16 protein-coding genes and 1 pseudogene are annotated in these 15,718 nt (G+C 52.9%); 13 read left to right on the top strand and 4 right to left on the bottom strand.

The features are described from left to right. Positions 1–27 precede the first annotated feature (27 nt). From modC to ACUTSU_RS05540, 4 genes are all read right to left on the bottom strand, one after another. Positions 28–1,095: a molybdenum ABC transporter ATP-binding protein ModC gene (gene modC, locus ACUTSU_RS05555; protein ID WP_445649864.1), complete on the bottom strand. Its 1,068-nt coding sequence runs from the start codon at positions 1,093–1,095 to the stop codon at positions 28–30. After that, a complete protein-coding gene (modB, locus tag ACUTSU_RS05550) occupies positions 1,096–1,785 on the bottom strand; it encodes a molybdate ABC transporter permease subunit (protein ID WP_445653858.1) in 690 nt (229 codons plus the stop codon). Beyond that, complete coding sequence (gene modA, locus ACUTSU_RS05545) at positions 1,782–2,555, bottom strand: molybdate ABC transporter substrate-binding protein (protein WP_445649862.1); 774 nt, start codon at positions 2,553–2,555, stop codon at positions 1,782–1,784. The genes modB and modA overlap by 4 nt, the downstream gene beginning before the upstream one ends. Positions 2,556–2,837: 282 nt before the next feature. Then, positions 2,838–2,981 (bottom strand): AcrZ family multidrug efflux pump-associated protein, encoded by a 144-nt coding sequence (locus ACUTSU_RS05540; RefSeq protein ID WP_445649861.1) that lies wholly within the window; start codon positions 2,979–2,981, stop codon positions 2,838–2,840. Positions 2,982–3,170: 189 nt separating this feature from the next. Between ACUTSU_RS05540 and modE the strand changes: the two genes are divergently transcribed. The 13 genes and pseudogenes from modE (at position 3,171) to ACUTSU_RS05475 (ending at position 15,618) form a co-directional block, all read left to right on the top strand. Then, the gene (gene modE, locus ACUTSU_RS05535; protein WP_445649860.1) at positions 3,171–3,962 is read left to right on the top strand and encodes a molybdenum-dependent transcriptional regulator; all 792 of its coding nucleotides are present in this window, start codon (positions 3,171–3,173) and stop codon (positions 3,960–3,962) included. A 90-nt stretch (positions 3,963–4,052) separates the two neighbouring features. Further along, positions 4,053–5,525, top strand: coding sequence for a molybdate ABC transporter ATP-binding protein ModF (gene modF / locus ACUTSU_RS05530; protein ID WP_445653857.1), 1,473 nt, complete (start codon positions 4,053–4,055; stop codon positions 5,523–5,525). Between the two features lie 118 nt (positions 5,526–5,643). Then, positions 5,644–6,216, top strand: a complete 573-nt coding sequence (locus ACUTSU_RS05525) for a cysteine hydrolase family protein (RefSeq protein ID WP_445653856.1) — start codon at positions 5,644–5,646, stop codon at positions 6,214–6,216. Positions 6,217–6,545: 329 nt separating this feature from the next. Further along, positions 6,546–7,364, top strand: a complete 819-nt coding sequence (locus ACUTSU_RS05520; protein ID WP_261090049.1) for a CPBP family intramembrane glutamic endopeptidase — start codon at positions 6,546–6,548, stop codon at positions 7,362–7,364. A 275-nt stretch (positions 7,365–7,639) separates the two neighbouring features. After that, on the top strand, positions 7,640–8,692 hold the full coding sequence (gene galT / locus ACUTSU_RS05515; protein ID WP_445649857.1) for a galactose-1-phosphate uridylyltransferase: 1,053 nt from the start codon (positions 7,640–7,642) through the stop codon (positions 8,690–8,692). Then, positions 8,689–9,840: a galactokinase gene (gene galK, locus ACUTSU_RS05510; protein ID WP_445649856.1), complete on the top strand. Its 1,152-nt coding sequence runs from the start codon at positions 8,689–8,691 to the stop codon at positions 9,838–9,840. The genes galT and galK overlap by 4 nt, the downstream gene beginning before the upstream one ends. Continuing rightward, entirely contained in the window at positions 9,834–10,877 is a 1,044-nt protein-coding gene (gene galM / locus ACUTSU_RS05505; protein WP_445649855.1) for a galactose-1-epimerase, read from the top strand. Before galK ends, galM begins: the two co-directional genes overlap by 7 nt. Positions 10,878–11,073: 196 nt before the next feature. Next, the gene (locus ACUTSU_RS05500; RefSeq protein ID WP_445649854.1) at positions 11,074–11,412 is read left to right on the top strand and encodes a PsiF family protein; all 339 of its coding nucleotides are present in this window, start codon (positions 11,074–11,076) and stop codon (positions 11,410–11,412) included. 214 nt (positions 11,413–11,626) lie between these two features. Beyond that, entirely contained in the window at positions 11,627–12,379 is a 753-nt protein-coding gene (gene gpmA / locus ACUTSU_RS05495) for a 2,3-diphosphoglycerate-dependent phosphoglycerate mutase (RefSeq protein ID WP_012005722.1), read from the top strand. A 438-nt stretch (positions 12,380–12,817) separates the two neighbouring features. After that, positions 12,818–13,656, top strand: a pseudogene (locus ACUTSU_RS05490) (YPO3983 family protein). After that, positions 13,640–14,107, top strand: coding sequence for a DUF943 family protein (locus ACUTSU_RS05485; protein ID WP_445653855.1), 468 nt, complete (start codon positions 13,640–13,642; stop codon positions 14,105–14,107). The pseudogene ACUTSU_RS05490 and the gene ACUTSU_RS05485 overlap by 17 nt, the downstream one beginning before the upstream one ends. Positions 14,108–14,318: 211 nt before the next feature. Then, complete coding sequence (locus ACUTSU_RS05480) at positions 14,319–15,164, top strand: YPO3983 family protein (protein ID WP_445653854.1); 846 nt, start codon at positions 14,319–14,321, stop codon at positions 15,162–15,164. Further along, positions 15,154–15,618: a DUF943 family protein gene (locus tag ACUTSU_RS05475; RefSeq protein WP_445649853.1), complete on the top strand. Its 465-nt coding sequence runs from the start codon at positions 15,154–15,156 to the stop codon at positions 15,616–15,618. Before ACUTSU_RS05480 ends, ACUTSU_RS05475 begins: the two co-directional genes overlap by 11 nt. Positions 15,619–15,718: the final 100 nt, after the last annotated feature.

Genomic DNA, 15,718 nt, shown 5'->3' with positions numbered 1-15,718 from the left:
TTGCCCTCCCCACCGGGAGGGCCGAATTCAACGCGCTTCGCGGCTGATCGACACGCTTTTCACCTGCGCATACAGCCACTGCCCCGGCCGGATCGCCAGTTCGTCTCGCGCCCACGGCGTAATCCGCGCCCACAGTACGCTTTCTCCTACCGCCAGCTTCACCTCCACCTGCCCGTCAACCTCCAGGCACTCGGTCACCCTGGCCGGCAAGACGTTGCGGATACTGCTGTTGACCGGCGGTTGCAACGCCAGCGAAACATCGGCGGCGTTGATACGGATACGCAGTTGGGCACCCAGGGCGGCGTCGACACCGCTGACCCACAAACGTTGATCACCCAGTGCCAGCGCCGTCATCGCATAACGCGTGTGATGTTCAATCACGCTGACGCGTAACACGCTGCTCTGATCCTCTCGCTGCAACCAGGGCCGCAATGCGCTGCTGGCCCACACTTCTTCCAGCCCGCCGAACGCTCTCACCTGGCCGCTATCGAGCACCACCACCTGTTCCGCCAGGCGCAGAATTTCGTCCATGCTGTGGCTGACGTAGAGAATGGGGATATTAACGTCCTGCGCCAAGCGTTCCAGATAGGGCAACAGTTCGCGCTTGCGTGGCATGTCCAGCGAGGCCAGCGGCTCGTCCATTAACAGCAACTCCGGCGCGGTCAGCAAGGCGCGACCAATCGCCACCCGCTGTTTTTCACCGCCAGACAGCGTCAACGGTAGACGATTAAGCAACGGACCGATGCCCAGCAGCTCGACAATACTGTCGAACTGCGCGCGCATACCGGCCGCCATACCGTATTGCAGGTTGCCGCGCACCCGGTAATGCGGGAACAGACGCGCGTCCTGAAACACGTAGCCAATGCGGCGTTTTTCCGGCGGCAGGCACAGGCCACGCTCGGTATCCACCAGCGTGCGGCCATTGAGCACGATACGCCCCTGCTGTAAGCGGGTCAGGCCACCGATGGCATTGATTAGTGAGGTTTTACCGGCGCCGGACAGGCCAAAAATCGCGGTAATGCCCTGAGCAGGCAGCTCGGCGCGCACGTTGAGGTTCAGATCGCCAAGGCGTTGGGAAAAATCCAGCTCCAGCATTTATACACCCATCCGTTTGCGTCCCCAGCGGGCCAGCCACTCGGAAACCATCAGTGAAACCAGTGACAGCACAATGGCAATCACGCACAGGCGTGCGGCGGCAGATTCCGCCCCCGGCGTTTCAATCAGGGTATACATTGCCGACGGGATGGTACGCGTCTCGCCGGGAATATTGGAAACAAAGGTAATGGTAGCGCCGAACTCACCCAGCGAACGGGCAAAACCCAGCACTACGCCAACGATCAATCCCGGTAGCGAGAGCGGCAAGGTAATGGTAAAAAATACCCGCCATGGGTTGGCACCAAGACTACGGGCCGCCTGTTCCAGACGAGTATCTACCGCCTCCAGCGCCAGCCGGATGGCGCGTACCATCAACGGAAACGCCATCACTGCGGAAGCCAGTGCGGCACCGCGCCAGCTAAAGCTGAAACTGAAACCGAACAAGTGGTACAGCCATTCACCGACCGCCCCGCGCCGCCCCATGGAGATCAGCAATAAATAGCCCACCACCACCGGCGGCAGCACCAGCGGCAGGTGAATAATACCGTCCAGGAGCGACTTGCCGGGAAACTGACAGCGGACCAACACCCAGGCCATCAGAATGCCAAAAGGTAAACTGAACACCACTGCAACGGAGGACACTTTCAGGCTCAGCTCAACCGCCTGCCACTCGTACTCACTCAAAATCATTTACGCGGGGAGAATCCATAATGTTTGAAAATAGCCGCCGCTTCCGGGCTCTTCAGGTAGCTGTAGAACGCGCTGGCGGCCGGTGTTTGATGACCTTTCACGATGGCCATCGGGTATTCAACCGGTTTGTGACTGTCTTCCGGGAAGATGGCCACTACGCTGACTTTATCACTGGCTACCGCGTCTGAGCCATAAACAATGCCCAGCGGCGCTTCACCACGCTCCACCAACGTCATGGCACTGCGTACGTTGTTGGCACGTGCCAGTTTAGGCTCCAGGGCAGTCCAGGCCCCCAGATTTTGCAGTGCTTCCTTGGCATAGATACCGGCCGGTACGTGATCCGGGTCGCCTACCGACAGGCGGCCACCATTGAGCAGCTTCGTCCAGTCAGTCTGCTTATCGAGCGTAATTTTAGCCTGTTTGGCATCTTTGGCAGCGATCAGCACCAATTCGTTACCCAGTAAGGTATAGCGGGTGTCTTTGACCATCTGCTGTTTGTCGATGGCATAATCCATCCACTGCTGATCGGCGGAGATGAACAAATCGGCCGGAGCGCCCTGCTCTATCTGGCGTGCCAGCGTGGAAGAAGAAGCGAATGAGGAGACGACCTGAACATCCTTGCCCTTCTGGTACTCCGTTGCGATGTCCTGCAAGGCGTTAGTCAACGACGCCGCTGCAAAAACGGTCACTTTTTCCGCCGCAGAAGCCTGCATAACCATACCGGACATCAATACGATACCGCCGACCCACTTGGTCCATTGCTGTTTCATTGTTTTCTCCGCAAGTTAACGTGCATTATCACCCTTCGTTATATAAAAAATAATATAACGTCACACAGAAGCTTGTCATGCGGTTTATCGGCACAGTGGGAGATAACTTGAGAAATACCCGCCGAACCACGCCGGCGGGTATATACCCGTCATCTTTCAAGCTGCAGCGTTGTTATCTGCACTTGCTCACCCCAGGGACGATCTCGAGTAAGTACCTGGAGATGGGCAAGCTGGCCGCCTAGCTGCAACTTGAAAGCTATAGAGTATAGAAGAGAGGTGGTACTAGGTGCGGTTCTCTTTAGCATGGCCCGCTTTGGAGAAGACGTTGAACACCTCGCCCAAACCGTAGATCAAACCGAGAATGATGGCCATGACAATTGGCACCATCACTACGGCAAACAGCAAACTTATCAATAAATCCATCATGATAGCCTCACTTAACTGCCATTGAGCGGTAATTAACACCGCTATCTGTGTTTTACTTTAAACCAAAATACACACTAAAACGTGGTTATTTTAAAGACAGGGCGAAATTTGTAACCGGCCAAACGTGCCATTTGGCGCTTTGCCCACAAATCAGCGACAATAACCCTTTTGCAGCCGACAGGACGTGTTATGCAGGCCGAAATTCTTCTTACTCTAAAACTCCAGCAAAAACTGTTCGCCGATCCGCGCCGTATCGCGCTGCTTAAGCAGGTCCGACACACCGGCTCCATCAGTCAGGGGGCTAAATTGGCAGGCATCAGCTATAAGAGTGCCTGGGACGCGATTAACGAAATGAACCAATTGGCAGAGCAGACAGTGGTGGAACGCGCTACCGGCGGCAAAGGCGGCGGCGGTGCCCAGGTAACCCATTATGGTGAGCGGCTGATCCAGCTTTACGATCTGCTGGGGCAGATTCAGCAAAAAGCCTTCGACGTACTGCAGCAAGACAACCTGCCTCTCGACAGCCTGCTGGCGGCCATCTCACGTTTTTCGCTGCAAACCAGCGCGCGCAACCAATTTTTCGGTACGGTGATCGAACGCGACCATCAGCAAGTGCAGCAACATCTGGATATTTTACTTAATGACGGCAAAACCCGCCTCAGCGCAGCCATTACCCAACAAAGCGCCGATCGGCTGCAGCTCTCGCCCGGCAAGGAAGTGCTGGCGCTGATTAAAGCGCCGTGGGTAAAGCTGAGCACCGATCCGGCACTGGCCGGCGCGGCAGACAACTCACTGTCAGGCATGGTGGCCAGTATCCAGCCAGGTGCCGATCACAGCGAAGTTTTGGTCAGGCTAACCGGGGGCGAAATCCTGTGCTCCACCCTGACCACCCCGGAGTTACAGCAGCTTAAACTGCAGCCCGGCAGCGCGGTATACGCCTTGTTTAACGCCGATCGGGTGATTGTCGCCACGTTGTGTTAAACGCAACGTAACGTTGCATTTTTGCCGATTGACATCACCCCGCAATGCGCCTATTTCTAAACAAAATAATTGCATAAAAAGGAACAGGTGATGTCGTCGTTGCACATTTCGCAAGGTTCATTCCGCTTAAGCGATACCCGCACCCTGACGCTGGATACGCTGGATATTCAGGCTGGCGACAGCTGGGCCTTTGTCGGCGCCAACGGCAGCGGTAAATCAGCCCTGGCTCGCGCACTGGCCGATGAGCTGGTGTTATTGAGCGGCGAGCGGCGCAGCGATTTCCGCCATGCGGTGCGTATATCTTTCGAGCAGTTGCAAAAACTGGTCAGCGACGAATGGCAACGCAACAACACCGACCTGCTTAGCCCTGGCGAAGAAGATACCGGCCGCACCGTGGCGGAAATCATTCAGGAAGAACTCAAGGACCCAGCCCGCTGCGCGCAGTTGGCCGAACAGTTCGGTATTACCCCGCTGCTGTCACGCCGCTTCAAATATCTTTCTACCGGCGAAACCCGCAAAACCTTGCTGTGTCGGGCGCTGATGCCGCAACCCGACCTGCTGATCCTTGATGAGCCTTTTGACGGGCTGGATGTCAATTCGCGTGCGCAATTGGCGGCGCTATTGAGCGACCTTTCGGGGCATGGCTATACCCTGGTGCTGGTACTCAACCGTTTTGACGAAGTACCGGATTTTATCCGTCAGGTGGGCGTCTTGGCAGACTGTACTTTGGCAAGCCAGGGAACGCGGCAGCAGGTGATGGCAGACGCACTGGTCGCTCAACTGGCACACAGTGAAAACCTGGATGGCCTGTCGCTGCCGGAAACCGAGGATCCGGCGCAAAAAACCACGCTGCCAGCAGACCAACCATTAATCACCCTGCGCGATGGCGTGGTCAGCTATAACGATCAACAGATCCTCAATCATCTCGACTGGCAGGTTAACCCCGGTGAGCACTGGCAGATCGTCGGCCCGAACGGCGCCGGTAAATCCACCCTGCTCAGCCTGATCACCGGCGATCATCCTCAAGGATACAGTAACGATCTCACCCTGTTCGGCCGCCGTCGCGGCAGCGGGGAAACCATCTGGGATATCAAACGCCATATCGGCTACGTCAGCAGCAGCCTGCACCTGGACTACCGCGTCAGCGCCAGCGTGCGTACCGTCATCCTGTCCGGTTTCTTCGATTCGATTGGCATTTATCAGGCAGTGTCCGATCGCCAGCGGCAATTGGCCGACCAATGGTTGGCACTGCTGGGACTGGGCGGCTCAAAGAGTGAAGTCCCGTTCCACAGCCTGTCCTGGGGCCAGCAGCGGTTAGCATTGATTGCCCGCGCGCTGGTCAAGCACCCGGCGCTGCTGATACTCGACGAACCGCTACAGGGGTTGGATCCGCTCAATCGCCAGTTGGTGCGCCGTTTTGTCGACGTGTTGATCGGCCAGGGCGCAACCCAGCTGTTGTTTGTTTCGCACCATGCAGAGGACGCGCCACAGAGTATTACCCACCGCCTGAGCTTTGTGCCTGACGGCGACGGCTACCGCTACCAACGCGATACACTAATCTGAAAAATCCGGATGGGTGGCTTTACCACTCATCCGACGACATATCCGGCAACACTTCCCCGGTAACACATCACATTTGGCCTTTTATCATAAGGGGAAAGGATTCGTTTCTGGAGACACTATGTCCGCCGCACTGATTATTATCGATCTTATCGACGATCTGATTGGCCCCAAAGGACGTGCAAATCATTGCCGTGAACAGGCGATCGCGCAAAATCTGATCGCCAACACCAATGCCGCGGCGGCTTACGCTCGGGTACGAAAAATTCCGGTGATTTGGGTGCGCATCGGCTTTGCCGATGACTATCACGATATTCCCGCCCACTCTCCGCTGTTCAACCACCTAAAACAGATCGGTGCGCTGCGTTTAAGCAACCCGGGTTGCCAGTGGGATAAGGATTTGCAGGTCTTACCGGCAGATTTTCAGTTCGAAAAGAACGGAGTTTGCGCCTTTGCCGGTAACAATTTGTTAGCCTGGCTGCAGCAGCATCACTGCCATCATTTGTTGCTGGGCGGCGTCAGTACCCCGTTGGCAATAGAGAGTACCGCCAGACAGGCGCACGACGCGGGTTTTCAGGTCAGCATCTTGCAGGACTTGTGCGCCGCACCGACTCTGGAGATGCACCAGCAGAGTCTGGATATTCTGCAAAATCTGGCGGAAATCACTCGTTCATCGGCCTGGATGAAGGGCTGAACGCACTATTTGACCCACTGCCCAGACCACCAGGTTGTATCTCCCCCTTGTGCGTGGCGCCGTCGCAGACCCGAAGGGCTGAGGCCATTTGAACGCGCACCTGTGTTACGAGTTGCTTATTTGGCCCACCAAACCTCACGACTCGGGCCTTGCTGCGCGTTTAAATGACCGCCAGCGGCGCTCACGCTCAAAGGGGTGATGCAACCTATTGTCATTTCACTATGCTACTATCCAAAATAGTGCCCAACTCACCGATCATTAGCACACCGATAAAGCAATGATTGCCTTCGGTAATGGGCACCGTGTACATTTTTTTAAGGGACATAGTTATGTGGGGCGTACTGGCTACGGCGTTATTCTTTTTGCCATTTAACCGGCTTATTGCCTGGGTAATTCTGGCAGCATCGGCAGGAATGGGGATGTACCATGGGGTACTGACCCCACTCAGCCTGGCGTGTTTATTAGGTATTGTCGCTCTTGCAGGATTGCGACACCATTTTCGTGCTCAGCGTAATCTGGCGGTTGCACTCGAAGTGCTGGTGGTCGCAAGCTGTGTGGCGCTATTCCTGCATTGGGTGCCTGGGTTCCATAACCAGTTGATGATTGACGGTGATAAAGCCGGCCCATTGAGCGCGCCGTTTACCATGTATTACAACTTCGACAAGGCGCTGGTACCTTTCCTGCTGTTTGCCTGTTTGCCTACGTTGTTTACCGCGCAAACCGGTAAAAGCGCGAGCAAATCCGGTTGGATCGCGCTGATTATCAGCGTCCCGGCCTTGCTGCTGTTGGCGGTGGCGCTCGGCGGCCTGAAGGTTGAACTGCATGCCCCAGCCTGGATCCTGGCGTTTGTCATGGCCAACCTGTTCTTTGTCTGTATGGCCGAAGAAGCCCTGTTCCGTGGCTATCTGCAGCAACGTCTTAGCCAATGGCTGGGTGCCTGGCCGGCATTGATTATCGCGGCACTGATCTTCGGCGCAGCGCATCTGGCCGGCGGTATGCTGATGGTGGCTTTCGCTACGCTTGCCGGACTGATTTACGGGATTGCGTGGATGTGGAGCGGCCGTCTGTGGGTGCCGATTCTGTTCCACTTCGGGCTTAATCTGACCCATCTGCTGCTGTTCACTTATCCGCTGTACCAGCATCCCTGATCCTCAGAACCGGCAGGTCACCCCCTGCCGGTGAAAACGCTATCACTTCTTTCTGACTGTTATTTCACTCCCCTATTGTTCCTACTGTATTGGTGGTACTTCTGGTTGTGCCATGCTGTGTAAACGATTCCATTTTTCGCTCTGGATCACCTTTTTACTCCAAAGGGCATGCTATATTTTTGGCCATAGTTATCCATTTACCTGAGTTAAAGGTGCGTTAGCGGTATATGAAAGCGATTACAATCAGCCGTAGCGACCAAGAAAAAGGAACCGTCATGACGGATTTTAATCCCATCGATCATCCCCATCGCCGCTACAACCCGCTGACCGGTCAATGGGTATTGGTATCACCGCACCGCGCCAAACGTCCCTGGCAGGGCCAGCAGGAAGCCGCACAGCTTGAAACACTGCCCCAGCACGATCCGAACTGCTTCCTCTGCCCGGGGAATACCCGCGTCACCGGTGATAAAAACCCGGATTATCAAAACACCTATGTGTTCACCAATGACTTTGCCGCGCTGATGACGGACACCCCGCTAGCGCCGGAGAGTCAGGATCCGTTAATGCGTTGCCAAAGTGCGCGCGGCACCAGTCGGGTGCTCTGCTTCTCCCCCGATCATAGCAAAACCCTGCCGGAGCTAACGCTGCCAGCCCTGGAAAGCGTGATCGCCGCCTGGCAGGAACAGACCGCCGATTTGGGACGCAGCTATCCGTGGGTGCAGGTATTTGAAAATAAAGGCGCGGCGATGGGCTGCTCCAACCCACATCCGCATGGTCAGGTTTGGGCCAACAGTTTCCTGCCCAATGAAGCTGAACATGAGGATCGCCTGCAGCGCGAGTATTTCCAGCAGCACCAATCCCCAATGCTGTTGGACTACGTGCAGCGCGAGCAGGCTGACGGCAGCCGCACGATGGTGGAAACCGAGCACTGGCTGGCGGTCGTTCCTTACTGGGCCGCCTGGCCGTTTGAGACGCTGTTATTGCCAAAAACCGCAGTGCAACGCATTACCGATCTCAGCGCCGCACAGAGCAGCGATTTGGCGCTGGCGCTGAAAAAGCTCACCAGCCGCTACGACAACCTTTTCCAATGTTCCTTCCCCTACTCCATGGGCTGGCACGGCGCGCCGTTCAATGATGCGGATAACCGCCACTGGCAGCTGCATGCCCACTTCTATCCGCCACTGCTGCGTTCCGCCACGGTGCGTAAATTTATGGTGGGGTATGAGTTGCTGGCGGAAACCCAGCGTGATCTGACTGCAGAACAGGCCGCAGAACGTCTGCGTGCCGTTAGCGATATTCATTACCGTGAAGCCGGAGCCAAAAAATGAGTTTGAAGAACCTTACCCATACCCTGTTTACCGAACGTTTTGGCTACGCGCCCACGCTGACTATTCAGGCCCCTGGCCGGGTGAATTTGATCGGCGAACACACCGACTATAACGACGGTTTTGTGCTGCCGTGCGCCATTGACTATCAGACGGTGATCGCCTGCGCCAAACGCGACGATCGTCAGATCCGGGTAATCGCTGCCGATTACGAAGGCCAGCAGGATCAATTCTCGCTCGACAGCCCGATCGTCAGCCATCCGAATCAACGTTGGTCCGATTATGTACGCGGAGTAATCAAACACCTGCAGCAGCGTAACGCCGATTTTGGCGGCGCGGATCTGGTGATTTCCGGCAATGTGCCACAGGGCGCCGGCCTCAGTTCTTCCGCCTCACTGGAAGTTGCCGTTGGCCAGGCCATGCAGGCGCTGTATGCCCTGCAGCTCGATGGCGTAGCACTGGCGCTCAATGGTCAGGAAGCGGAGAACCAGTTCGTCGGCTGTAACTGCGGGATTATGGATCAGTTGATTTCCGCTCTCGGCGAGAAAGACCATGCGTTGCTGATCGATTGCCGCTCACTGGAGACCCGGGCGGTATCGGTGCCGGAAGATATTGCCGTGGTGATTATCAATTCCAATGTGAAACGCGGATTGGTGGACAGCGAATACAACACTCGTCGCGAGCAGTGTGAAGAGGCCGCACGCTTCTTCGGCGTCAAGGCGCTGCGCGACGTCAGCCCGGATCTGTTTTTCCGGATCCAGCATGAACTGGATCCGATCGTTGCCAAACGAGCGCGCCACGTGATCAGCGAAAACGATCGAACCCTGGCCGCAGCCGATGCGCTGGCCGCCGGTGATATGAAACTGATGGGCAAATTGATGGCGGAGTCACACGCCTCAATGCGCGATGACTTTGAAATTACCGTACCACCGATTGATCGGCTGGTAGAGATCGTTAAAGCGGTTATTGGCGATCGCGGCGGTGTACGCATGACCGGCGGCGGCTTTGGCGGCTGTATCGTGGCCTTGATGCCGCTGGCGCTGGTGGAGTCGGTCCGCGAAACCGTGGCGCACGAATATCCGTTGCAGACCAACGGGCTGAAAGAAACCTTTTATGTCTGCAAAGCATCAGAAGGGGCCGGAACATGCTAAGCGACAGCCAGACGCTGGCTCCGGACGGCCAGCCTTACCAGTTGACCCAATTGAAAAACGCCGGCGGAATGACGGTCACGCTGATGGATTGGGGCGCTACCTGGCTTTCCGCCGTGCTACCGCTGAAATCAGGCAAAACGCGTGAACTGCTGCTGGGTTGCCAGACACCGGCGGATTACCTGCAGCAGGCAGCCTATCTGGGGGCTACCGTCGGCCGCTATGCCAACCGTATAGCTAACGCCAGCCTGTTGATTGATGGCAAGCCGCATCCGCTGGCGGCCAATCAGGGGGAACACCAATTACACGGCGGGCCGGAAGGCTTCAACACCCGTCGCTGGCGGATTGTTCAACAGGATGAACAGCAGGTGAGCTACGCGCTGCATTCGCCAGACGGCGACCAGGGTTTTCCCGGTAACCTCGACGTGCAGGTCAACTACCGCCTCACCGCCGATAATCGCCTGGAAATCAGCTATCAGGCACGCACCGACTGCGCCTGTCCGGTTAATCTGACCAACCACGCCTACTTCAACCTGGACGGTGCCGGCACCGATGCCCGCCACCAGCGGCTGCAGCTGTTTGCCAACCGCTATCTGCCGGTCGACAGCGAGGGTATCCCCAGCGCCTCCCTTACTCCGGTGGAAGGCAGTGGTATGGACTTCCGTCGCCCGAAAACCCTGCTGCAGGATTTTTTGAGCGATCGCGACCAGCAACGGGTAAAAGGCTACGACCACGCCTATCTGCTACACCGTACCTGTGGCGCACTCGATTGCCCGGCAGCCCACCTGTGGTCGGCCGATGGCCAGGTGCAAATGAGCGTGTTCACCAGCGCACCGGCGTTGCAGCTCTACAGCGGCAATTATCTGGGCGGTACTCCGGCGCGTGACGGCGGCAGCTATGCCAATTACGCCGGTGTGGCGCTGGAAAGCGAGTTTTTGCCGGACAGCCCAAACCATCCGGAGTGGCCGCAACCCAACTGTTGGTTGCAGCCAGGGCAGCAATATCTCAGTGCCACCCATTATCAGTTTTATCCTATTTGACCCGCTACGCCCCTTGCCACGCGGCCAGGGGCCGTTTGTTATAAATGCTTACCTTTTTACCCTTCCGCCCCACAGGCGACTGCCTTTCCTTATTCCAAAGTGAGCACTAGAATCAGGCTACGGTGATAAGCACAACACCTTGTGCAAGGTCACAATTTTCGGCCACCCCGGCCGGTCAATAGCTGAAGGAACACCTATGCGTCTGATTACTGCACTTCCATTACTGGCAGGTTTACTGCTGAGCACCAACCTGATGGCTGCCGACACTGCGGCAAAAACGCCATCCCCGGCGCAGGCTGCACAACAGAAACGCATGACCGATTGTAATCAACAGGCCACCAGCAAAACGCTGAAAGGTGCAGACCGCTCTACCTTTATGAGCACCTGCCTGAAATCTGAAGGCACCACTGCGACCAAAACCCTGACCCCGCAGCAGCAGAAAATGAAAAACTGTAACGCCGACGCCAAGACCAAAAGCCTGACGGGCGACGCACGTAAAACCTTTATGAGCAATTGCCTGAAAAAATCGGCCTGATCCCCCTGCTCCTATGGCACGGCTGAATTCCCTTTAGCCGTGCTGCACTCCCAACCGGCGTCCGCCTGATCGATTCAGCTTTTCCTCGGCACAGCACTTACTTTGCGGCAAGAAATTGGCTATGGTTAAACACTATCGATTGCCGAGCCACCGGCCGCGGCAATATAATGATTTTCGTTATCATTGAAATGTCAGATTATTAAGGAGTTAAGCTATGGCTGTAACTAAGCTGGTTCTGGTGCGTCACGGCGAAAGCCAGTGGAACAACGAAAACCGCTTCACCGGTTGGTATGATGTTGATTTGTCCGAGAAAGGCCGCACCGAAGCGAAAGCTGCAGGCGAACTGTTGAAAAACGAAGGTTTCGCTTTTGACTTTGCTTACACTTCCGTACTCAAGCGTGCTATCCACACCCTGTGGAACATTCTGGACGAACTGGATCAAGCCTGGCTGCCGACTGAAAAATCCTGGAAGCTGAACGAACGTCACTACGGCGCGTTGCAGGGTCTGAACAAGGCTGAAACCGCAGAAAAATACGGTGACGAGCAGGTTAAGCAATGGCGTCGCGGCTTCGCCGTTACCCCACCAGAGCTGACCAAAGATGACGAGCGCTACCCAGGCCACGACCCACGTTACTCCGCGCTGACCGAGCAAGAGCTGCCACTGACCGAAAGCCTGGCGCTGACCATCGATCGCGTGATCCCTTACTGGGATGAAGAAATCCTGCCACGCATCAAAAGTGGCGAGCGCGTTATCGTTGCTGCTCACGGCAACTCCCTGCGTGCGCTGGTGAAATACCTGGATAACCTGAGCGAAGACGAGATCCTCGAACTGAACATCCCAACCGGCGTGCCGTTGGTGTATGAGTTCGACGAGAACTTCAAGCCAATCAAACGTTACTATCTGGGCAATGCCGACGAGATCGCTGCTAAAGCGGCCGCCGTGGCAAACCAGGGTAAAGCGAAGTAATTTTCGCCCGTTGATCCCGGTTTGGCCGGTAATGCAGATCGCTTAAGAATGTTTGAACGATCCCGGCAGTAAAAGACAATCCGGAGTCAGCCCCCTGACTCCGGATTTTTTTATGTCTGAATTCGATGCAGTTACAGGGGCTAGCCCCCTATTCGGAGCAATGACCAGTAATTCAATCCGGCAAGTTTCGCAGCCTATAAACATGCGGATCGAGAGTATCAAGCACAGATAGCCAATATGAAAAACATAAGTTTGATGGCATTCTGCTGAGAGGTTAAGAGAATAGCGATTATAAACGTTATGGCCTTCTGTCCGGAAACGGCCAAAAATCCGAATCTACGCATGGAGAATTGAACAACATTTACACTGCAGTCGGTCATGACCTATTATCCATGGATAAAAGGATCGCAATGGACGACGTACAAGGAATGTATCACCATGTCAGCACTAGAGTTTCCCTGCACTATATTCAAAACCCAAAAACGAATGGACGACTATGGCGCGGAGGATATGCGCTGCGGTGATTTAAGCGAATCACAGTTAAAAAATACATTTAATCTGGCCGATATCTCGGCCAGGGTTAATCCGTTCACCTTGACGAAAATCACCCCATTCAGTCAGCCACAATCGCTGGCGCGTGGTTCCCATGGAGAGGACGAGAAAATTACCCGTGAGGCATTCTGTTTGATGAATTCCGTCACCTCTCGCAGCCTTTCTCCGTATACGGTCCCTATAAACCGCTGATCGAAAAGATGATCACCCATATGCAGAATGGCAAGGGTTCACCCTTCACCAGTACGCATCTGGATGCGGCTTTGAAGGAGCATATTCTTAGTGACAATTCTAAAAATAGTACACGACTTTTGTTAGGAACTGCTTTTGACAGAAATATAGACTGGGAGAATAGATGTTATCCGTTAGATAATAATGGTAGATTAACGGATGCTGTATCCTTTGGACGATTACCTAAATTTGACAGATTCCAGGATAATTTTAATTGCATGAGAATTACTGTCCACGACACCTGGGCAACACATATCACCATAAAATCACTACAGATTGATAATGACCGCTACCGAGCCATGGTTCATTACAAGGTACAGGATCATTTCGGCCTGGACGGTGATGACATTTCAAAATCGAAATTTAACCGGCTTCGTTTTTTCCGTATCTGGTTTGTACTCCAGCGATATCGTCAATTTGGTTTTAAACCCTTTATGACCAATATGGAAGCCACTGTAGAAATTACCGGGGGACGGAATGAAGGAAAAAAATAAAAAAATCCTAGCGGTGCTATCACTGATTGGTTTCGTTCTGCTTAGTTATTTATTCTGGTTATCATCACGTCCAGTAGAAATCATATCCATCCATCAGAGAAATAACTATAGTTCTGTTTTAGTAAGAAACTTTCCTTTTACCGATAAAGGAAAGATAAACTGGTGGCTAAAAAATAAAGGGATATTGAAAGAGAAATATAACATACCCAAACCTGCTTCGGATGGTTTTTACACAGTAATATTTTGGGACTTTGGTGAAGGGTATCAGGAAGAAGATAAGTATGACAGGTTATGTTTTGAGGATATGAAAACACAGAAAAATTGCATTGATAAAAATGCAATTTTCTCTGTGGATCATAGTAGAAACATGGGTACTACCTTTGTTGTATATGATGGCAGCGATTATCGTTTAAACCACAATGATGAAATAGTAAAAATACAACACAAATAAAATTTAATTTATCGTATAGAGGCAGTAAGAGAATTCTCATTTTTCCCGTTTACGCCAGGCGCTACTCCGCCGGAGAGAAAAATGGCACAGCCTGCCCTCCCTTTCGGTACGCCGACAGGGAGAATTGCTCAACATTTACACTGCAGTCGGTCATGACCTAGTATCCATGGATAAGGACTGCAATGGACGACGACACAAGGAATGTATCACCATGTCAGCACTAGAGTTTCCCTGCACTATATTCAAAACCCAAAAACGAATGGACGACTATGGCGCGGAGGATATGCGCTGCGGTGATTTAAACGAATCACAGTTAAAAAATACATTTAATCTAGCCGACATCTCAGCCAGGGTTAATCCGTTCACCTTGACGAAAATCACCCCGTTCAGCCAGCCGCAATCGCTGGCGCGTGGTTCCCGTGGAGAGGACGAGAAAATTACCCGTGAGGCGTGCGCCAAAATTCTGTTTGATGAATTCCGTCACCTCTCGCAGCCTTTCTCCGTATACGGTCCCTACAAGCCGCTGATCGAAAAGATGATCACCCATATGCAGAATGGCAAGGGTTCACCCTTCACCAGTACGCATCTGGATGCGGCTTTGAAGGAGCATATTTTGAGTGACAGATCGCCAGATAATAGCTCACGCTTATTATTGGGTAAATCTTTAAGCCAAAATATAGACTGGGAAAATAAATGTTATCCAATAGAAAATAAAAATGAACTAAACAATGCTATCCTTGGAGGAAAGTTACCTAAATTTGATAGATTCCAGGATAATTTTAACGGCATGGGCATCACTGTTCACGACACTTGGGCAACACATATCACCATAAAGTCACTACAGATTGATAATGACCGCTACCGTGCGATTGTGCATTACAAAGTACAGGATCACTTCGGCCTGGACGGTGACGATATTTCAAACTCTAAATTTAACCGGCTTCGTTTTTTCCGCATCTGGTTTGTGCTTCAGCGATACAATATGTTTGGATTTAAACCCTTTATGACCAATATGGAAGCCACTGTAGAGATTACCGGAGCGAGCAATGAAAGTTAAAAATAAGAAAACTATCTGCACACTACTCCTGATCGGCTTCGCTCTGATTTTTTATTTTATCTGGTTATCTAATCGTAAAATTGAAATAGTAGATATCCATCAGAGGAACAATTACAGTGATGTGCTAGTAACAAATTTCCCTTTCACTGACAAAGGTAAAATAAACTGGTGGATAGAAAATAAAGATAGATTAAACACCATGTATAACATACCAAAAGCAGCACCTTATGGTTTATTCACTATAGTATTTTGGGACTTCGGCGAAGGTTATAAAGAAGAAGGAAAGTATGACCGAATGTGTTTCGATGATATGAAAACCAAATTTAACTGCATTGATAAAAATAGAGTCTTCTCAGTTGAGAATAACCTAAGCAATGATACTTTATTTACCGTACATGATGGAATATATCGCATGAAAAAAGATGGGAGAATTATGAAAATTTATCATAAATAAGTCTGTTATCCTCCCGAAGTGAAGGAGGAGAAATTCCCTTCACTTCTGTAATGCCACCATAGCCAAGTATGATAAATATGTAAACCACTGTAGATATTAC

It is taken from the genome of Serratia sp. NA_13 (genome assembly GCF_052691735.1).
This window is presented reverse-complemented; position numbering and strand designations above follow the sequence as displayed.